This window comes from Actinomadura sp. 9N407, from assembly GCF_044326315.1.
Taxonomy (GTDB): domain Bacteria; phylum Actinomycetota; class Actinomycetes; order Streptosporangiales; family Streptosporangiaceae; genus Spirillospora.
The window spans coordinates 1-19,426 of the sequence record NZ_JBIRAW010000032.1 but is presented as its reverse complement, the minus strand read 5'-3'; the positions used below and the strand labels follow the sequence as shown (position 1 = coordinate 19,426).

The following is a 19,426-nucleotide window of genomic DNA, read 5'->3' as shown; positions in this document are numbered from 1 at the left end:
CCCACCCACCAACGCCTCGAAAGCGGAGGAGCACTCATGGCGACGACCGAACTGCTGATCAAGAACGTCCGGGTGGTCCGTCCCGACGACGCCGAGGGATCCGTCCCGGAGACCCTCGACATCGCGGTGAACGACGGCACCATCACCCGGGTCGCGCCCGGGCTCCCGGCGGACGACGCGGCCACCGTGGTCGACGGCCGGGGCATGCTGGCCTTCCCCGGCGTGGTGGACGCCCACCAGCACTGGGGCATCTACAACGACCTGGGCACCGACACCGCGACCGAGAGCCGCGCCAGCGCCCAGGGCGGCGTGACCACCGCGCTCACCTACATGCGGACCGGCCAGTACTACCTCAACAAGGGCGGCTCGTACCGGGAGTTCTTCCCCGAGGTGCTGGCCGCCTCCGAGGGCCGCTCGTACGTGGACTACGCCTTCCACCTGGCCCCGATGTCGGCCGAGCACATCGAGGAGATCCCCTACCTCGTCGAGGAGCACGGGATCACCTCGTTCAAGATCTTCATGTTCTACGGGACGCACGGGCTGCACGGCCGGTCCACCTCGCAGAGCGACTTCCTGATGATCCCGCCGGACGAGCGGTACGACCTGGCGCACTTCGAGTTCGTCATGCGCGGGTTGCAGAAGGCCCGGGAGGCGCTGCCGGAGTACGCCGACTCCCTCTCGCTGTCGCTGCACTGCGAGACCGCCGAGATCATGACCGCCTACACCCGGATGGTCGAGCGCGACGGCTCGCTGTCGGGCCTGCGCGCCTACAGCGCGTCGCGCCCGCCGCACTCGGAGGGCCTGGCGGTCACCATCGCCTCGTACCTGGCCCACGAGACCGGGCTGCCGAACATCAACCTGCTGCACCTGTCCTCGGAGAAGGCGCTGTCGGCCGCGCTGACGATGAAGGCGGCGTTCCCGCACATCGACTTCCGCCGCGAGGTCACCATCGGCCACCTGCTCGCCGACGTCGACACCGCGCACGGCATCGGCGGCAAGGTCAACCCGCCGCTGCGCGAGCGCGGCGACGTCGAGGCGCTGTGGCGGCACGTGCTGGCCGGCGAGGTGGACTGGGTGGTCAGCGACCACGCCTGCTGCCGCGACGAGATGAAGTTCGGCGCCGACCGCGACGACGTCTTCCTGGCCAAGTCCGGCTTCGGCGGCGCCGAGTACCTGCTGCCCGGCCTGGTCGGCGAGGGCATGAAGCGGGGCATGTCGCTGCAGCGGGTCGCGCAGCTGACCTCGTGGAACCCGGCCCGGCGGTACGGCCTGACCAAGAAGGGCACGATCGCCGAGGGCTACGACGCCGACATCGCCCTGGTCGACCCGGACGTCAACTGGACGGTCCGCGCCGCCGACTCCGAGTCCACGCAGGAGTACACCCCGTTCGAGGGCTTCCCGATGACCGCCCGGGTGACCGACACGTTCGTGCGCGGCAACCGGGTGTACGCCGACGGCGCGATCACGGGGACCCCCGCCGGACGCTACCTCCGGCGCGGGCGCTGATCCGGCTGCCTAGGATTCACCCGTGACTACCCGGAGCGTGTCCGTGCGCAAGCCCCCCGCAGCCGTACCCGCACCCGCGAGCGACGGCGTCGGTACCGAGGCGGCGGCGCGCGTCGCCGACGTTCTGCTGCTGTTCGCGGGCGGGCCGCGCTACCTGGGCGTGAGCGCGATCAGCCGCGAGCTCGGCATCTCCAAGGCGGTCGTGCACCGCATCCTGCGGTCGCTGGTCTCGCGGGAGATGCTGGCCACCGACGACGGGGTGCCCGGCTACCGGCTTGGTCCCGCCGCGGTGGCGCTCGGCGTGAGCGCGCTGCGCCGCTTCGACGCGCGCGCGGCGGCCGCGCCGGTGCTGCGCCGGCTGCGCGACCAGACGGGGGAGACCACCACCCTGTCGGGGCTGGTCGGGGACCAGCGGGTGTACCTGGACCAGTTCGAGAGCCGCAACGAGATCAAGATGACCGTCGAGATCGGCACCCGGTTCCCGCTGCACGCGGGCTCCTCGGGCAAGGTCATCCTGGCCTCGCTGCCCGCGGACCGGCGGGAGGCGATCCTGGCCGGGCCGCGGGCCGCGCTCACCGAGCGGACGGTCACCGGGGAGGCGGAGCTGCGCGCCGACCTGGCCGTGATCGGCGCCGACGGCGTCGCGGCCTCGATGGGCGAGCGGCAGGCCGACGCCGGCTCGGTCGCCGCGGCGCTCCTCGGGCCGGACGGCGAGGTGCACGGGGCGATCAGTGTCTGCGGCCCCGCGTACCGGTTCACGCCCGAGGCCGTCGAGCGCTACCGCGTGCTGGTCCGGGAGGCCGCCGAGGAGATCCGCGCCGGCTGGGCCTGGCTCCAGGACTCGGCGTCCCAGGGGGAGTGAGGCCCGGCGCCGGCCGAAGGTGCATGATCACTGGCTGCGGCCGGACAGGACGGCGTTCATCCGCGCCGCGACCTCGCGGTCGAGCGCGCGCTCGCGGGTGCGGGTGGCGATCTTCTCCCGGATCCGCGCCAGGTCCTGGTCGATCCCCTCGGTACGGCCGGCGGCCAGGTCGTTGCGCAGGTTGGTGATCAGGTTGTTGAAGTCCACCGCCACGTCGGACCGGATCTCGCCGGAGGCCCGCCCGCCGTCGATGATCGGCTGCAGCCGGCCGAGGGTGGCGTAGGCGGCGGGCGCCGACACCGGCTCGTCGCGGCCCGGGCTGTCGGGGGTGGGAGAGGCCGAGACGGTACCGCCCGGCGAGGTGGGCGCCGCCGGCACGGGGAGCCTGCCCTCCGGCCGGGGGGCGGGGTTCAGGTCCTCGCGGTTCAGGATCGCCAGCACCGCCAGCGCCGCCGCCAGGACGGCCGCGGCCACCGCGATGCGGAACACCAGCCGGCTGTCCTGGTGCGCGCTCTCCAGGCCGGCCGGTCCCGCGGGCCGCTCGTACACCCGGGTCGGCGGCTCCTCGGGTGCGGGCTCGGACACCGGTGGCGGCTCAGGCTCCGGCTCCGGTACGGGGACGGCCACGGGCTCGGGCTCTTCGCCGTCCAGCGCCGCCCGGGCGCGCAGCAGGATCTCCGCCGCCGCCCCGGCCTCGGGTCTTCGCCCGGGATCGGGGGAACGGCACCGCGAGGCGAGTTCGGCCACCTCCTCCGGTACGTCCCCGGAGGCGGGCAGGCACGCGGCGAGCACCGCGCCGAGGGCGAGCACGTCGGCGGCCTTCCCATCGCTCCCGGCCCCGCCATCGTCCCCGGGCTCGCCGGTGCCCGGCTCGGAGGCCGCGTTCAGGCCCAGGTCCACGATCCTGGTCCCGTCCGGGGTGAGGAAGACCTTCTCCGGCCGCAGATCGCCGTGCGCCACCCCCGCGGCGTGCGCGGCGGCGAGCCCGTCGGCGATCTGCGCGCAGCTCTCCAGCGCCTCGGGCAGCGTGAGCGGCTCCCGCGCGATCCGCCCGGCGAGGTGCTCGCCGTCGAGGAACGCGGTCACCACGTAGGAGGTCGGCCGCCCGCCGGCGTCGCGGGTCAGATCGCAGTCGTAGACGGTGATGAAGGCCGGATGAGTGATCCGCACGGCGCGGACCACCCGTTCCTGGAACCGCCGGTGCCGCTCGGCCGTCGCCGACCGCCCGGCGGCGGGCAGCTTCACCGCGACCGGCCGCTCGAGCGCCTCGTCCCAGGCCCGCCAGACGTGGTCGCCGGCACCGCCGTCCAGCCGTTCCAGCAGCCGGTAGCGCTCGGTGAGTCTGAGTCCTGGTTCCACTGCACTCACCTCTGTGCCATACCCGAGGGCTCGCGGGGGACTCGGCCGCCCCTACCGCAAACCATCAAGGGGTACGCATCTGCGGGTAATGCGGTTCGACCCTGATGGCAAAGGCGTGCTCAGGACGCGCCTGCGAGCAGCCGCGCGAGCCAGCGGATCCGTGCGGCACGCGCCTCCTGGGAGAGGACCGCCTGGGGCGCCATCATGGTGAATCCGTGGAACCCGCCGGGCCAGACGTGCAGCTCGGCCTGCCCTCCCGCCTGCCACAGCCGCGCGGCGTAGGCGACGTCCTCGTCCCGGAACGTCTCCGCCGAGCCGACGTCGATGAACGCCGGCGGCAGCCCGGAAAGGTCCGGCTCGCGGGCGGGCGCCGCGTACGGGGACACGTCCGGGCCGCCCCGGGCCTCGCCGAGCAGGGCCGTCCAGCCGGTCGAGTTGGAGGCCTGGTCCCAGACGCCGCGGCCGGCCATCTGCCGGCTGGACGGGGTGTCGTTGCGGTCGTCGAGCATCGGGCACATCAGCACCTGGCCGGCCAGGGCCGGCCCGCCGCGGTCGCGGGCCAGCAGGGCGACCGCCGCCGCCAGCCCGCCGCCCGCGCTGGCCCCGGCGACGATGAGGCGATCGGGGTCGATGCCCAGTTCGGCGGCGTTCCCGGCCGTCCACACCAGGCCCGCGTAGCAGTCCTCGACCGGCGCCGGATGCGGGTGCTCGGGAGCGAGCCGGTACTCCACCGACACCACCACGAGCCCGAGCTCCTGCGCCCAGTCCAGGATCTCGACGACACCGGAGCGGTTGTCGCCGAGGACCATGCCGCCGCCGTGGCTGTGGTAGACGGCGCCCAGCGGCGCGGTGGCCCCGGCGGGCCTGCAGATCAGCAGCGAGATGTCGGGTGCCCCGGCGGGCCCTGGCACGTTCCTTTCCTCGACCTCGAACGCCCCGTCCCGGCGCAGCTCCTCCAGCGGGACCCGCATCAGGGCCGAGCCCTCGCGCATCGCCGGGAGCGCGGCGGCCGGGATGGAGGACGGCAGGGTGGCGCCGATGATCTCCAGCGCGGCGGCCAGTTCCGGATCGAACGGCGGCGGGGGGAGGGCGCCGGTGTCCTGCGGGGGAGTGGTGGGGGTGGTCATCGCGTCTCCTGCTTGAGCGGTCACCGCCCGCCGACTGGCGGGACACGCCCACATTAAGCGGGACGGCCGGTGACCGGCCGGCGCGCCCCCGCCCAGGCCCGCGTGCGTACGGCGGCGCGAGGCCGGGTGAGTATGGCCCGGTCCGGCCGGATCCGCATGCGTGAGATCGCCGGGCGCCGGGAAATCGGTGGCCCGGCCACAGCGGCCGCTGTCGGCGCTCCCAGAATCACCGGCCCGCTCTGGAACGGGCGCCCGATGCCGTGGTGAACTGCGCCCCCGGACGAACCGAGAGGCGCTCCCACATGATCGATTTGTTCCGCGGGGCCGTGGCGGCGGCGGTCGCGGTGACGGCGGTGGCGGCGATGGCCGGGACCGCGCTCGCGGCCTATCCGGAGCCCGGACTGGTCCGCGGCGACATCGGCGTGCACGACCCCACGATGATCCGCACGGCGGACGGCACGTACTACACGTACTCGACGCACAACGGGCTCGAGGCGCGCTCGTCCACGAACCGGATCGACTTCGCGGGCGCCGGGGCGGCACTGCCGAACGGCGCCTCATGGGCCCGGGCCTACAGCGGTGACGCGCGGGAGTTGTGGGCACCGGACGTGTCCTACCAGGGCGGCCGGTACCTGATGTACCACTCGGCCTCCTCGTTCGGCTCGAACAACTCCGCGATCGGCCTGGCCATCAGCGACACGGGCAGGCCGGGCAGCTGGCGCGACCGCGGCCGGGTCATCACCTCGTCCTCGCGCAACGACTACAACGCCATCGACCCGCAGCTGACGGTGGACGCCGAGGGCCGGTGGTGGCTGGCGTTCGGGTCGTGGTGGACCGGGATCAAGATGATCCGGATCGATCCCGCGACCGGCAACCGGCACAGCGACCGCACGGTCCGCTCGCTGGCCTCGCGCACCCGGACGGACCTGGGCATCGAGGCACCGCACATCGTCCGGCACGGCGACTTCTACTACCTGTTCACCTCCTGGGACCTGTGCTGCCGCGGCTCCGCCAGCACGTACCGGATCATGGTCGGCCGGTCCCGCTCCATCACCGGCCCGTACACCGACCGCGGCGGCCGCGCGCTGACCGGCGGGGGCGGCACCGAGGTGCTGGCGACGCACGGGAGCCGCGTGATCGGGCCCGGCGGGCAGAGCGTGCTGCGCGACGGGGACCAGGACCTGCTCGTCTACCACTACTACGACCGCGCCGACGGCGGGCGCCACAAGCTCGGCGTCAACCACCTCGGCTTCGACTCGGCCGGCTGGCCGTACGTCTGGTGACCAACGATGGGAGCTCCCCGATGAGAACCTCCGCCAGGCTCGCGAGCGGCGGCGCCGCGCTCGCCCTCGCCGCCTCCGGGCTCGCCGCCGCCGGATGCGGTGCGGACACCGTCCAGGCGCGGCACGTCGCCGCGTACGAGAGCAGCCCGGTCGGCTACGCGGGCATGAACGGCGGCACCACCGGCGGTGCGGGCGGCACCACGGTCACGGTGTCGAGCGCGTCGCAGTTCGCGCAGTACGCCAACGCCTCCGGCCGGTACGTGATCCGGGTCTCCGGCACCCTGTCGCTGTCGGGCATGCAGCGGGTCGGGTCCGACAAGACGATCGTCGGGACCGGCACGTCCGGCCGGATCAGCGGCGGCGGGCTCACGCTGAACGGCTCCCGCAACGTGATCATCCGCAACCTGACGTTCACCGGTTCCCGGGACGACGCCCTCAACATCGAGCAGTCGGCCCGCAACATCTGGATCGACCACAACGACCTCAGCGGGGCCTACGACGGGCTGGTCGACATCAAGCGCGGATCGGACTTCGTCACCGTGTCCTGGAACCGCTTCCACCGGCAGGACAAGACGGCACTGCTCGGCCACTCCGACGACAACGGATCCCAGGACCGGGGCCATCTGCGGGTCACGTACGTGCACAACTGGTTCCAGGGGACGGGCCAGCGCCACCCGCGCGTGCGCTTCGCCAACCCGGTGCACGTGCTGAACAACTACTACAGCGACATCGGCAGTTACGGCGTGGCCTCGACCGAGAACGCCGGGGTGTACGTCGAGCGCAACTACTTCGAGAACACCTCCAAGCCCACGGTGACCCAGACCGGGGACTCCGGATCCGGCAACATCAAGGTCCTGAACAACCATCTGGTCAACTCGGGCACGCCGGTGTCGCGCAACTCCGGCAGCGTCGCGGCGATCCCGTACCCCTACACCCCCGACGGCGCCCCGACCGTGAAGTCGGTGGTCACCGCCGGCGCGGGCGTCGGGAAGGTCTGATCGGCCGGAAGGCCCAGTCGCAAAGGTCCAGTCGCAAAGGTCTAGTCGCAAAGGTCTAGGCGAGCGCGACCCGTACGGGCAGCGACTCCCAGGCGCGCAGCGTGTTGTTGTGGTGCCGCCGGGGCGTTCCGGCGATCTCGATCCGCTCCACCCGGCGGGCGAGCGCGGTCAGGAGCGCCTCGGCCTCCAGCCGCGCGACATGCTGGCCGACGCACTGATGCAGGCCCATCCCGAAGCCGACATGGCCGGACGGGTCGCGGGACAGGTCGAACGCGTCCGGATCGTCCCAGCGGCGCGGGTCGCGGTTGGCGGCGCCCAGGAACATCAGGATCTTGCGGCCGTCGGGGATGGTCGTCCCGCCGATCTCGTGGTCGCCGAGCGCGGTACGGAAGAAGGTCTGCACGGGCGACTGCCAGCGCACCGCCTCGTCGAACGCGACCCGCGCGAGGCCGGGCTCGGCGCGGAGTCGTTCCCACTGGTCAGGGTGGGTGGCGAACGCGTACAGAACGGCCCCCAGCCCGTGCACGGTGGTGTCGACGCCCGCAGACAGCAGCGACCGCACGACCAGCGGCGCCTGCTCGTGGGTGATGTCGCCCCGGTCGGCCGCCGCCCAGATCTGGGCGCCGAAGCCGTCGGGCGCCAGCCGGTCCCGCGCGCACTGCTCGTTGACCCAGGCCGCAAGGCGGCCCGCGTCCGGCCGGCCCTTCTCGACCAGGTCGTTGGGCGGGCCGAAGGAGTTGAAGAGGAACTCCCCGTACGGCAGCAGGTTCTCCCGCCCGTCGGGCCCGAGGCCGACCGCGTCAGGGAAGATCCGCAACGGGAACGCCTCGGCCAGGCGGGGAAGGGCGTCGAACTCCGGCTCGGCCACGACCCGGTCGACGAGTTCCTCGGCGGCGGCGAGCCACGACTCGCGCAGCCGGCGAAGCGCGCGCGGCCCGACCACCTTCGACAGGACGGCGCGGGGCGCGTCGTGCCGGGGCGGGTCGGCCTCCAGCAGCAGGCTGGGCGGGCGCCACGGCTTCTCATGCCGGAAATTGCTCAGCCCCACCCCGGCGGCGGACTGGAAGTCCTGCCAGCCGGTCAGCGCGGCGTGCACCTCCTCGTAGCGGGCGAGCGCGAAGACGTCGTACCGGCTCAGGTACGCGACCGGGCCGGCGTCGCGGAGCGCGGCGTGCAGTTCGGCGGGGTCCTCGAGGGCCTCGTGGCCGAACGGGTCGGTGTCGATGGAGGGCAGCGCCTGGGTGTTCATGGGGTTCCTCTCACAGGTCCAGGACGAGGCGTTCGGAACGGGATCGGGACACGCACACGAACATGCAGTCGCCGGCCGCGCGCTCGTCGTCGTCGAGGATCGAGTCGCGATGGTCGGGCTCCCCGTCGAGCACGGCGGTCTCGCACGTGCCGCACAGCCCTTGCCGGCACGACGACAGCACACCGACGCCCGCCGTGCCGACCGCGTCGAGGACCGACTGGCCGGGCGCGACGGTGACGGAACGGCCCGAGCGGTTCAGCGTCAGCTCGAACGGCTCGTCCCGCGCCGGCCCGTTGTCCTTGGCCACGAACCGTTCGGTGCGCAGCAGCCCGGCGGGCCAGCCGGAACAGCGCCGTTCCACCGCGTCCAGCAGCGGGCCGGGGCCGCAGCAGTAGACCTTGAGGCCCGGATCGGCCGCCTCCGGAAGCCATCCGGGCAGGTCGAGCAGGCCGTGCTCGTCCTGCGGCATCACGACGACCTTGTCGCCGTACGGCTCCAGTTCGTCCACGAAGCCCATCGACGCCCGCGTGCGGCCGCCGTACAGCAGCCGCCAGCGCGCGCCGACCAGCTCGGCCTGCCGCACCATCGGCAGCAGGGGAGTGATCCCGATCCCGCCCGCGACGAACAGGTAGCGCTCGGACGGGACGAGCCGGAAGTTGTTGCGCGGCCCGCCGATCGCGACCGTCGCGCCTTCGGGCAGCTCGTCGTGGATGAACGCCGATCCGCCCCGGCCGTCCGGCTCGCGCAGCACACCGAGCCGGTAGGAGTGCGCGTCCCAGCGGTCGCCGCACAGCGAGTACTGCCGCGTCAGCCCGCCCGGCAGCACCAGGTCGACATGTGATCCGGGCGTCCAGTTCGGCAGCCGCCGTCCGGCCGGGTGCACCAGCGTCAGCGCCAGCACGCCGTCGGCGACCTCGGTCCTGGCGGCCACGCGCAGGTCCATCGCGAGGGCCATCGATCCTCCTCGTTCCCAGGGGCGGGAACCCGAGGATCGTCCGGGAGGGCCCCGGTGACCTAGCGCTTTCTCATTGAATGAGAAACATTCGTGGCGGCCCTCACAGCTGTGCCCTCCCGGACCACGGCCGATCCTGGATCGGACGATCATTCGTCCCTACAGTGGACCAAGCGCTTGATCGCCACCCCCACCCCCGGCGCGAGGCAGGAGACCCGACCGCATGGTGAAGATCGTCGAGCATGGCACCTGGGAGCTGAAGCGGGAGGACGAGGACCGGCACCCGGCAGGCCCCGAGCTCCTGTGGAACGAGTCGTACTACTTCGACTTCGTCGCGGCGGACGGCTCGATCGCCGGGTACGTCCGGCTCGGGCTGTATCCCAACTGGGACCGGGCCTGGTACTGGGCGTGCGTCGTCGGCCCGGACCGCCCGCTGGTGCTGGTCGCCGACAACGAGGCGCCGATGCCCGCGGCCGGGAGCACCGATGTGCGGACCGGCTCGTACGAGGCCACGCAGAAGGTCAGCGAGCCGTTCGGGCCCACCCGGGTCACGCTGGACGCGACCGCGTCCGTGCTGCCCGACGCGACGGCGGCGTACGGCGACTTCAGCGGCGCCGAGACCACGCGGCTGGTGTTCGACCTGGAATGGCACACGGTCGGCGGCGTCTACCCGTACAAGGACCTTCCCCGCTACGAGATCCCGTGCACGGTGACCGGGACGGTCAAGGTGGGATCGGAGACGTTCACCATCGCCGGGCACGGCGAGCGCGACCACAGCTGGGGCGAGCGCGACTGGTGGAACGTCTCCTGGCTGTGGTCGTCGGGGCGGCTCGGGGACGGCACCGCGTTCCACTGCATGCAGGCCAACATCGGCTTCCCGATCCCGTGGCCCTCGTTCACCGTCCCGCCCGGCGAGGAGATCGAGCACCGGGACGGCTTCTCGGCGGAGACCGTGTTCGACGCCCGCGACCTGCCCGAGCTGTCGCGGCTGCGGCTCAGGGACCTGCCGATGACGGCGACACCGGTGGCCTTCGCGCCGGTCGCCGTCACCTCGCCCGACGGGCTGGAGGCGCACTTCCCGCGCGCCCTGTGCCGGTTCGACGCCGAGGACGGCCGTACCGGATACGGCTGGACGGAATGGCACCAGCCGCCCGCCTGGCGCGACCACGGCTGGTCCTTCCTCGCCGAGGACGGTGGCGCGTGACCGGTCCCGTCTCCGGCGCCGCCGGCCTGACCCCGGCCTGGCTGACCGAGGCGCTGGCCCCGCACCTGGACGGCGGGAAGGTGACCTCCGTACGGGCCGAGCCCGTCGGCACCGGGCAGGTCTCCGACAGCCTGCGGCTCCATCTGTCGTACGAGGGCCCGGCAGGCCTGCCGGCCACGATGGTCGCCAAGGTCCCGGCCGCCGACCCCGCGAGCCGCCAGGCGGCCAGGACGATCCGTACCTACGAGGTCGAGGCGAGCTTCTACGCCGGGATCGCGCCGCGCCTGGACGCGAGCGTGCCCGCCTGCCACTTCGTCGCCTACGACGGGGAGCGCGACGATTACGTGGTGCTGCTGGAGGACCTGGCGCCCGCCGAGCCGGGCGACCAGCTGGCGGGCGTGCCCGCGGCGGACGCGGGGGCCGCGGTCGAGGAGATGGCCGCCGTGCACGCCGCGGGCTGGAACGATCCCGAGCTCGCCGCGCTCGGCTGGCTCAACCGGCACGACGCCGGCACCGCCGAGTTCACCACCGCGATGGTGACCGACCTGTACGGCGGCTTCCGCGAGCGCTACGCCGAGCGCCTCGCCCCGGGGACCGCCGAGCTGATCGAGGAGTTCCTGCCGAGCATGGGCGCCTACCTGGCCCCGCGCGGGGGGCCGCTGACGCTGGTACACGGCGACTTCCGCGCCGACAACCTGATGTTCGGCGCGGGCCGGCCCGCCGTGCTGGACTGGCAGACCTGCGTGTACGGTCCCGGCCTGTCCGACCTGGCGTACTTCCTGGGATCCAGCCTGCCGGTCCCCGTACGGCGCGAGCACGAACAGGCGCTCGTCCAGCGCTACCACGCGGCGCTCACCGCTCGCGGTGTCGAGCTGGCCTGGGACGACTGCTGGAACGACTACCGCACCTACGCCTTCCACGGGATCGTGATGGCGATCGGCGCCGCCATGCTCGTGGAGCGCACGGAACGCGGCGACACGATGTTCTGCACGATGACCGACCGCCACGCCGGCCACGCGCGGGACCTGGAGGCGCTCGCACTGCTGCCCTGAGGAGCGCTGCCTTGAGGAGCGCTGCCCTGAGGAGCCGGGCCCGGCGGTACGGACGCCGGGCCCGGCCGCATCCCCGCACGGGCCTCCAGGCCATGATCCGCGGTCGGATACCTTCTCGGTGTGCCACCGACGATGACCGAGACCGCCGAGGGAACGTTCCCCACCGTGCTCGAACTGCTGACACTGGAAGAGCTCGACCGGGACCTGTACCGGACGACCGTCGCCTTCGACGACCCGTACCCGCTGTACGGCGGGCAGGTGGCGGCGCAGGCGCTGCGCGCGGCGGGCGGCACCGTTCCGGAGGGGCGGCTGCCGCATTCGCTGCACGGCTACTACCTGCGCGGAGGGGACGCGGCCCGGCCGACGATCTTCCGGGTGGACCGGGACCGGGACGGCCGGTCGTTCTCGGCGCGGCGGGTCGTGGCGCTGCAGGGCGGCGAGGTGATCTTCAACATGTCGGCCTCCTTCCACACGCCCGAGGACGACGTCGACCGCCAGGCGCACCCCATGCCCGACTCCGCGCTGCCCGACGACGCGGCCGGGGGCACGCTGCCCCGGCTGTTCTCCATGGAGGGCCGGGTGCCGGCGCAGCCGTACGAGAGCGACTGGCCCACCCGGATGTGGGCGCGCTCCACGCAGACGCTGCCGGACGACCCGCTCGTGCACGCCTGCGTCCTGACGTACCTGTCCGACATCTCCACCGGCCTCGCGGCGCTGCACGACGGCCCGGCGCGCGGCGGATCGAGCCTGGACCACGCGGTGTGGTTCCACCGGCCGGTACGGATGGACGAGTGGGTCCTGATGGACCTGGTCCCGCAGACCGTTTCCGCAGGCCGCGGCTGGTACACCGGGACCATCCACGCCCACGACGGCACCCTGGCCGCCAGCCTCACCCAGGAGACCCTCTTCCGCACGCCGCGCAGCACGTCCTAGGGCCTGTCTCAAAGTGGCCACAGCCACCGCGCGAGCGCGTTACCTGGCCGGTGCGGCGATGCCGGAGGCGAGCCTCACCGGGCAGATCGCGAAGCGATGCCGCGCTCGCACAAGGCACGGTCACGGTGCGAGCCGCCAGGCGAGCACCGTGGGCCGTGACTTTGAAACGCGCCCTAGCCCGGTGAACTCCTGCGGGTACGCGGTGATTAGAGTGCGTTCAGCCGCCCCGACCTTGGAGTGAGATGACCGACAAGGGACCGACCAGCGAGGCACTGAGCAGCGAGGTACTGGCCAGCGAGGACACCGGGCCCGTCCGCGTCCTCACGTTCAACCGTCCCGGTGCGCGGAACGCGCTGAGCGGCGAGCTCAACACCGCGCTGCTGGCGGCCCTGGACGCGGCCGACGCCGACGACGCAGTCAAGGCCCTCGTGCTGACCGGCGCCGACCCCGCGTTCTGCGCGGGACTGGACCTCAAGCAGGCGGCGGCCGAGGGCGCCGCGTACTTCCGCCGCTTCCAGGACGCCAACTGCATCAACCGGGTCGCCGAGGTCCGCAAGCCCGTCATCGGCGCGGTCAACGGCGCCGCGTTCACCGGCGGGCTGGAGATCGCGCTCGGCTGCGACTTCCTGGTCGCCTCCGAGCGCGCGGTCTTCGCCGACACCCATGTCCGGGTCGGCGTGCTGCCCGGCGGCGGGCTCACCGCCCGGCTGCCCCGCCTGATCGGCCAGGCCGCCGCCCGCCGGATGTCGATGACCGGCGAGGTCGTCGACGCCGCCCGCGCCGAGCGCCTGGGCCTGGTCACCGAGGTCGTCCCGCACGAAGGGCTGCTCGAACGGGCGCTGGAGCTGGCCACCGCCGCGGCGGAGGTGCCCGGCGACGCCATGCGGGCGCTCAAGCACATGTACGGCGAGGTCTCCGGCGTCGGGCCCGGGCTCGCCACCGAGATCGAGCTGGCCCGGCGGCACCGCACCGACTTCGCCGGCCTGGAGGAGCGCCGCGTCCAGGTGCTCCGCCGCAACCGCGACCAGATCTCCCAGGAGGGCGGCCGATGAGCGACACCAACGAGGTCCTGGTCACCAGGCCCCGGCCGGGCGTGACCCGGATCGAGCTGTCCAGGCCCGACCGGCTGAACGCGATGACCGCGAGCATGGTCGAGGAACTGCACCAGGCGCTGGCGGCGGCGGGCACCGACCCCGAGTGCCGCGTGGTCGTGCTGACCGGTGCGGGCCGTGGCTTCTGTGCGGGCTTGGACCTCAACGGGTACGGCGAGACCGAGGGCACCGAGGGACTGGGCGACGTCCAGCGCGGGCTGGCGACCCAGCGGCACATCGCCGGACTCGTCCAGCGGATCCGGCGGCTGCCGCAGCCGGTGGTCGCGGCGGTGAACGGCGCGGCGGCCGGTGGCGGTCTGGCCCTGGTCTGCGCCTCCGACCTGCGGATCGCCTCCACCTCCGCGGTGTTCGCGGTGTCGTTCATCAAGGTCGGGTTCTCCGGCTGCGACATCGGGACCTCGTGGATGCTGCCGCGCCTGATCGGCGCGGGGCGGGCGCACGAGCTGATGATGACCGCTCGCCGGTTCGATGCCGAGGAGGCGCTGCGGATCGGCCTGCTCGCCGACGCGGTGGTTCCCGAACGGCTCGAGGAGCGCGTGGACGCGGCCGTCGACGAGCTGCTGGACAAGCCGCCGCTGTCGCTGTCGCTGACCAAGCAGGGCATGTGGCTGTCGCTGGAGATCCCCTCGTTCGACGCCGCCGTGGAGCTGGAGAACCGCCAGCAGGTCCTCACCATGATGACCGCCGACCAGTCCGAGGCCATGAAGGCCTTCGTGGAACGCCGTCCCCCGGAGTACGGAAACCGCTGACAGAACGGTCGTAGGGCCGCCTCGCGCCGTCACCGCGCCAGGTCGGCGGGCTCCCTGACCCCGGCGGCCAGCCGGCCGTCCCTGAGGTGCAGGCGGTGGTCCGCGCGCCGGGCGGCCTCGTCGTCGTGGGTGGCGTGAACGACCGTCACACCGTCCGCCGCCAGCTCGTCGAAGATCTCCAGGATCCGGTCCCGGGCCCGATGGTCGAGCCCGGCGGCGGGCTCGTCGAGCAGGATCAGGTCCGATTCCTGGGCCAGCCCCTGGGCGATGAGGACGCGCTGGTACTGGCCGCCGGAGAGCCGGTCCAGCTGCGTACGGGCGAGATCGGCGACGCCGAGCCGTTCCATGCAGTGCGCGGCCACGGCCCTGTCGTTCCTGGTGAGGGGCCTCCACCAGCCGCGATGCGCCCACCTTCCCATCGCGACCGCCTCCCGTACCGACATCGGCATCGTGGCGGGCACCTCCGTGCGCTGGAACACCACGGCGGGACGGCGCGCGGATGCCCGTTCCACCGTGCCCGCCGTCGGGGCGAGTGATCCGGCCAGCACGCCCAGCAGCGTGGACTTGCCCGAACCGTTGTGCCCGGTCAGCGCGGTGACCTGCGCGCGAGGCACGCGGGCCGTGATGCCGTGCAGCACCGTCGTGGAGCCGTAGCCCGCGCGCAGCCCGTCCAGTGTGATCGCCGTCTCTTCCATCCGCGTCCCCTCGCTTCCATCCGTATCCCTGCTTGCAAACGATAACCGTTTTCATTGTACGATGCCCGACATGAGTTGGCTCTTCGCCCCCTTTGGGGTCTCTTTTGTGGAACGGGCGCTCTGGGGTGGTCTGCTGGTCTCCGGGATCTGTGCCCTGGCGGGGACGTGGGTGGTGCTGCGCGGGATGGCCTTCCTCGGCGACGCCATGTCGCACGGGATGCTCCCCGGTGTCGCCACCGCGTCGCTGCTCGGCGGGAACCCCCTGCTCGGCGCCGCGCTCAGCGCGTCGGCGATGGCGCTCGGCGTCACGGCGCTGTCCCGGTCGCCGCGGCTGTCCCAGGACACCGGCATCGGCCTGCTGTTCGCCGGGATGCTCGGCCTCGGCGTGATCATCGTGTCGCGCTCGCAGAGCTTCGCCGTGGATCTGACCGCGTTCCTGTTCGGCGACGTCCTGGCGGTACGACCGCGCGACCTCGCCCTGCTCGCGGCGGCGCTGGGCGCCGCCGCCCTGGTCGCCGCCGCCGGGCACCGCTCGTTCACCGCCCTGGCCTTCGACCCGCGCAAGGCCGCGACGCTCGGGATGCGGCCCCGGCTCGCGCACGCGCTGCTGCTCGGCCTGCTCACCCTGGCGATCACCGCGTCGTTCCATGTCGTGGGGACCCTGCTGGTGTTCGGGCTGCTGATCGCGCCGCCCGCCGCGGCCGTGCTCTGGGCGCGCGGCGTCCCGATGGTGATGGCCGGGGCGGCGCTGATCGGCGCGCTCTCGACGGTCGCCGGCCTGCTGGTCTCGTGGCACCTGCGCACCGCGGCCGGCGCGACGATCGCGGTGACCGCCGTGGGCCTGTTCTTCGTCTCCGCCCTCGGCGCCCGCCTGCGCGACCGCGTACGGCCGGCGGCGATCGGTGCCGAAGGAGCGGTCACGTGAGGCGCGCATTTCTTCCCTGGCTGGCCGCCGGCGCGCTCGCGACGCTGCTCGCCGGATGCGGTTCCGGCGGCCCGAAGGACGAGGCGACCGAGCAGGTCCCGCACGGGCATGTCGAAGGCGCCGAGGAGACGGCCGAGACGCAGTGGCGCCTGGTCCTGGCCGAGGCGGGCGGCGGCAAGGCGCACGCCCTCGACCCCGCCACCGAGAAGGTCGTGCAGATCGGGGAGGCCGGCGGCATCAGGGGCGTGAGCACCGACGGACGCTTCGCCTACCTCGCCACCGCCGGCGGCGTGCGCGTCATCGACACCGGCGTGTGGACGGTCCCTCACGGCGACCACGTGCACTACTACCGCGCCCGTACGCGCGTCGTCGGCGACCTCGCAGCCGGGACGGTCTCCGGTGTCTCCGGAGATCTCGCCCGGACGGTCCTGGTCACCGATGGCGGGATCCGCGTTCTGGACCGCAAGGCTCTCGATGCCGGACGGATCCAGCAGACCGCGAGCGTCGAGGGGCAGGCGGCCGTCCCCTATGGCGAGCACATCCTGGTCGCCTCCGGTACGGACGGCCGGGTCACCGTGTACGACCGTTCCGGACGCCGCGTGTCGCAGATCGAGGAGCCGTGCCCCGGCCCGCGCGGCCAGGCGGTGACCCGGCGCGGAGCCGTCCTCGGCTGCTCCGACGGAGCGCTGCTGGTGACCGGCGAGAACGGCCGGTTCGCCGCCGAGAAGATCGCCTACCCGGGCCGCGTCCCGGCGGGCGAACGGGCGGTGCGCTTCGAGCACCGCCCGGGAACGGCCGTACTGGCGGCCAAGGCCGGTGACAAGGGCGCGTGGATCCTCGGCCTCGCCGCCGGCGAATGGACCCGGGTCGGCGACGAGCCCGTGGCCGCGGTGAACACGGCCGGGGAAGACTCGCCGGTCCTGGTGCTCGGACAGGACGGGACGCTGCGCTCGTACGACCCGGAGACGGGCGAGCGGCGCGCGAGCAGGAAACTCCTGAAGGAGACCGGGGGCGATCGGCCCGCGCCGGTCATCCAGGTCGACACCACGCGCGCCTACGTCAGCGATCCCGCCGGGCGCGCCGTCCACGAGATCGACTACGAGGACGGCCTGCGCCTGGCCCGGACGTTCGACCTCCCGTTCAGCCCCGGCCACATGGTGGAGACGGGATGGTGAGCGCGCCGTTCCGCCGCCTCACCGGGCTGCTGGCCGCGCTGTGCCTCGCGCTCCCGGCCGCCGGCTGCGCGGGCTCGGACTCGCAAGGGTCCGGCGTGGTCGTGACCACCAACATCCTCGGCGACATCACCCGCAACATCGTCGGCGACCAGGCCGGGGTGACCGTGCTGATGAAGGCCGGCGCCGATCCGCACTCGTTCGGCGTCTCCGCGCGGGAGGCCGCCCGCATGGAGGACTCCGCGCTGCTCGTCCACAACGGCCTCGGCCTGGAAGAGGGCATCGCGCGCCACGTCCAGGCGGCCGGGAAGCAGGGCGTGGCGACGCTGGCGGTGGGGGAGGGCATCGACCCGATCACCTACACCGAAGGCGAGACCGCGCGGCGGCCCGACCCGCACTTCTGGACCGATCCCGTACGGACCCTCAAGGCCGTCGACCTCATCACCGCCCAGGTACTGGAGCACGTCCCCGGAGTCGACGCCGCGAAGATCCGCGCCAACGCGGCCGCCTACCGCGAGCAGGTGGCGGCGCTCGACGGCTCGATGCGGAGCGGCTTCGGAACGATCCCGGCCGCGCGCCGCAAGCTGGTCACCGACCACCACGTCTTCGGCTACCTGGCCCGGCGGTACGGCTTCGAGGTCGTCGGGGCCGTCATCCCCAGCGGCACCACGCTCGCCTCGCCCAGCGCCTCGGACCTGGAGTCCCTGGCCGGCGCGGTCCGGCGGGCCGGCGTGCCCGCGATCTTCGCCGATCCCGCCAGCCCGGGACGGCTCGCCGAGGTGATGGCCAGGGAGACCGGGCTGGCCATCACGATCGTGCCGCTGTACTCCGAGTCGCTCACCGGCCCGGACGGCGGGGCCCCCACCTACCTGCGGATGATGCGCGCCAACACCGGCGCCATCGTCACCGCACTGTCCTGAACACACCCACCGCACTGTTCTGAACGCACCCTCCCAAGGAGATCGCAATGCCCCGTACCGTGCTGCCCCGTACCGTGCTCAGGAAGAGGGCCGCCCTGCCCGCGATGGTGGCGCTGGGCCTGGCCCTCACCGCCTGCGGCCAGGACGCGCCCGGTCCCGCCGCACAGGAGGACAACGAGGTCAAGGTGAAGGCGCCGCTCGTGGCGACCTACGACGGCGGCCTCTACGTGCTCGACAGTCAGACGCTCAAGGTCGTCGAGACGATCCCGCTGCCCGGCTTCAACCGGATCAACGCCGCCGGGAACGGCCGCCACGTCCTGATCTCGACCGCCACCGGCTTCCGGGTCATGGACGCCGCCGGCGCCCGCCTCACCGATGACGAGTTCGCCGCGCCGAAGCCCGGCCACGTCGTCAACCACGCGGGCAAGACCGTCCTGTTCTCCGACGGGACGGGCAAGGTGACCTTCTTCGATCCCCGCGACCTCGGTACCGGGCTGCCCGAGACGGTGACCCACACGACCGAGCACGCGCACCACGGTGTGGCCATCGAGTTGAGCAACGGCGAACTGGTGCTCACGCTCGGGGACGAGGAGAAGCGCCCCGGCATCCAGGTGCTCGGCAAGGACCGCAAGGAGATCACCCGCAACGAGGACTGCCCCGGGGTGCACGGCGAGGCCACCGCCCAGGGCGAGGCTGTGATCATCGGCTGCGAGACCGGCGCGCTGGTCTACCGGAACGGCGCGATCACCAAGGTCAAGGCCCCCGACCCGTACGGGCGGATCGGCAACCAGGCCGGCCACGAGGAGTCCCCGATCGTCCTGGGCGACTACAAGACCGATCCCGACGCCGAGCTCGAACGCCCCGAGCGGGTCTCGCTGATCGACAGCCGCACCGGCGGGCTCAAGCTGGTCGACCTCGGCACGAGCTACACGTTCCGCTCGCTGGGCCGGGGACCGCACGGCGAGGCCCTGGTGCTCGGCACCGACGGCGCGGTCCACGTCATCGACCCCGCGACCGCGAAGGTCACCAAGAAGATCAAGGTCATGGGCGAGTGGCGCGAGCCGATCGAATGGCAGCAGGCCCGCCCGGCCCTGTACGTACGCGACCACACCGCCTACGTCACCGAACCCGCCACCCGGAAGCTGCACGCCGTCGACATCGAGACGGGGAAGGTGAAGGGCACCGCGCAGCTGCCGCAGGCACCCAACGAGCTCACCGGAGCCTGACACCCGTTCACCCATCGACCCGCCCTCATCGACCCGCCATCCGCATGCCCGGCCGCCGGGCTCACCCCCAAGGTGATACCCGCCGCCCGGGCCGGTCGATCA

The 19,426-nt window shown here is 73.0% G+C and carries 18 protein-coding genes; 13 read left to right on the top strand and 5 right to left on the bottom strand.

The genetic code is table 11. The annotated features are described in order from the left end of the window. Positions 1-36 precede the first annotated feature (36 nt). Together ACH34Q_RS36545 and ACH34Q_RS36540 are read left to right on the top strand one after the other, a co-directional pair. Complete coding sequence (locus ACH34Q_RS36545; protein ID WP_395987743.1) at positions 37-1,506, top strand: dihydroorotase family protein; 1,470 nt, start codon at positions 37-39, stop codon at positions 1,504-1,506. 22 nt (positions 1,507-1,528) lie between these two features. Next, on the top strand, positions 1,529-2,368 hold the full coding sequence (locus ACH34Q_RS36540; protein ID WP_395987742.1) for an IclR family transcriptional regulator: 840 nt from the start codon (positions 1,529-1,531) through the stop codon (positions 2,366-2,368). Between the two features lie 27 nt (positions 2,369-2,395). On the opposite strand, the gene ACH34Q_RS36535 is transcribed toward ACH34Q_RS36540, so the two are convergent. Continuing rightward, positions 2,396-3,727: a protein kinase gene (locus ACH34Q_RS36535; RefSeq protein WP_395987741.1), complete on the bottom strand. Its 1,332-nt coding sequence runs from the start codon at positions 3,725-3,727 to the stop codon at positions 2,396-2,398. Positions 3,728-3,846: 119 nt separating this feature from the next. Next, positions 3,847-4,854: an alpha/beta hydrolase gene (locus ACH34Q_RS36530; protein WP_395987740.1), complete on the bottom strand. Its 1,008-nt coding sequence runs from the start codon at positions 4,852-4,854 to the stop codon at positions 3,847-3,849. A gap of 302 nt (positions 4,855-5,156) precedes the next feature. Between ACH34Q_RS36530 and ACH34Q_RS36525 the strand changes: the two genes are divergently transcribed. After that, positions 5,157-6,137 carry an arabinan endo-1,5-alpha-L-arabinosidase gene (locus tag ACH34Q_RS36525; RefSeq protein ID WP_395987739.1) on the top strand — a complete coding sequence of 327 codons (981 nt, stop codon included), beginning with the start codon at positions 5,157-5,159 and terminating at the stop codon, positions 6,135-6,137. Positions 6,138-6,157: 20 nt separating this feature from the next. Then, the gene (locus tag ACH34Q_RS36520; RefSeq protein ID WP_395987738.1) at positions 6,158-7,135 is read left to right on the top strand and encodes a polysaccharide lyase family 1 protein; all 978 of its coding nucleotides are present in this window, start codon (positions 6,158-6,160) and stop codon (positions 7,133-7,135) included. A 55-nt stretch (positions 7,136-7,190) separates the two neighbouring features. On the opposite strand, the gene ACH34Q_RS36515 is transcribed toward ACH34Q_RS36520, so the two are convergent. Continuing rightward, positions 7,191-8,384 carry a cytochrome P450 gene (locus tag ACH34Q_RS36515; RefSeq protein WP_395987737.1) on the bottom strand — a complete coding sequence of 398 codons (1,194 nt, stop codon included), beginning with the start codon at positions 8,382-8,384 and terminating at the stop codon, positions 7,191-7,193. Positions 8,385-8,394: 10 nt separating this feature from the next. Further along, complete coding sequence (locus ACH34Q_RS36510; protein WP_395987736.1) at positions 8,395-9,339, bottom strand: PDR/VanB family oxidoreductase; 945 nt, start codon at positions 9,337-9,339, stop codon at positions 8,395-8,397. Between the two features lie 220 nt (positions 9,340-9,559). Between ACH34Q_RS36510 and ACH34Q_RS36505 the strand changes: the two genes are divergently transcribed. The 5 genes from ACH34Q_RS36505 (at position 9,560) to ACH34Q_RS36485 (ending at position 14,386) form a co-directional block, all read left to right on the top strand. Beyond that, positions 9,560-10,540, top strand: a complete 981-nt coding sequence (locus ACH34Q_RS36505) for a hypothetical protein (RefSeq protein WP_395987735.1) — start codon at positions 9,560-9,562, stop codon at positions 10,538-10,540. After that, positions 10,537-11,592 carry a phosphotransferase gene (locus tag ACH34Q_RS36500; RefSeq protein WP_395987734.1) on the top strand — a complete coding sequence of 352 codons (1,056 nt, stop codon included), beginning with the start codon at positions 10,537-10,539 and terminating at the stop codon, positions 11,590-11,592. The genes ACH34Q_RS36505 and ACH34Q_RS36500 overlap by 4 nt, the downstream gene beginning before the upstream one ends. A 120-nt stretch (positions 11,593-11,712) precedes the next feature. Beyond that, a complete protein-coding gene (locus tag ACH34Q_RS36495; protein ID WP_395987733.1) occupies positions 11,713-12,525 on the top strand; it encodes an acyl-CoA thioesterase in 813 nt (270 codons plus the stop codon). Between the two features lie 242 nt (positions 12,526-12,767). Continuing rightward, positions 12,768-13,577 (top strand): enoyl-CoA hydratase, encoded by an 810-nt coding sequence (locus ACH34Q_RS36490; RefSeq protein ID WP_395987732.1) that lies wholly within the window; start codon positions 12,768-12,770, stop codon positions 13,575-13,577. Next, complete coding sequence (locus tag ACH34Q_RS36485; protein WP_395987731.1) at positions 13,574-14,386, top strand: enoyl-CoA hydratase/isomerase family protein; 813 nt, start codon at positions 13,574-13,576, stop codon at positions 14,384-14,386. The genes ACH34Q_RS36490 and ACH34Q_RS36485 overlap by 4 nt, the downstream gene beginning before the upstream one ends. 29 nt (positions 14,387-14,415) lie before the next feature. Here the strand turns inward: ACH34Q_RS36485 and aztA are convergent, their stop codons facing one another. Beyond that, positions 14,416-15,081: a zinc ABC transporter ATP-binding protein AztA gene (gene aztA, locus ACH34Q_RS36480; protein WP_395987730.1), complete on the bottom strand. Its 666-nt coding sequence runs from the start codon at positions 15,079-15,081 to the stop codon at positions 14,416-14,418. Between the two features lie 70 nt (positions 15,082-15,151). On the opposite strand from aztA, the gene aztB reads away from it, so the two are divergent. The 4 genes from aztB to aztD are packed head-to-tail and all read left to right on the top strand — an operon-like array spanning position 15,152 to position 19,324. After that, the gene (gene aztB / locus ACH34Q_RS36475; protein WP_395987729.1) at positions 15,152-16,006 is read left to right on the top strand and encodes a zinc ABC transporter permease AztB; all 855 of its coding nucleotides are present in this window, start codon (positions 15,152-15,154) and stop codon (positions 16,004-16,006) included. Then, positions 16,003-17,181, top strand: a complete 1,179-nt coding sequence (locus tag ACH34Q_RS36470) for a hypothetical protein (protein WP_395987728.1) — start codon at positions 16,003-16,005, stop codon at positions 17,179-17,181. The genes aztB and ACH34Q_RS36470 overlap by 4 nt, the downstream gene beginning before the upstream one ends. Then, positions 17,175-18,098, top strand: coding sequence for a zinc ABC transporter substrate-binding protein AztC (gene aztC, locus ACH34Q_RS36465; RefSeq protein WP_395987727.1), 924 nt, complete (start codon positions 17,175-17,177; stop codon positions 18,096-18,098). The genes ACH34Q_RS36470 and aztC overlap by 7 nt, the downstream gene beginning before the upstream one ends. Before the next feature lie 47 nt (positions 18,099-18,145). Then, positions 18,146-19,324 carry a zinc metallochaperone AztD gene (aztD, locus tag ACH34Q_RS36460; protein WP_395987726.1) on the top strand — a complete coding sequence of 393 codons (1,179 nt, stop codon included), beginning with the start codon at positions 18,146-18,148 and terminating at the stop codon, positions 19,322-19,324. Positions 19,325-19,426: the final 102 nt, after the last annotated feature.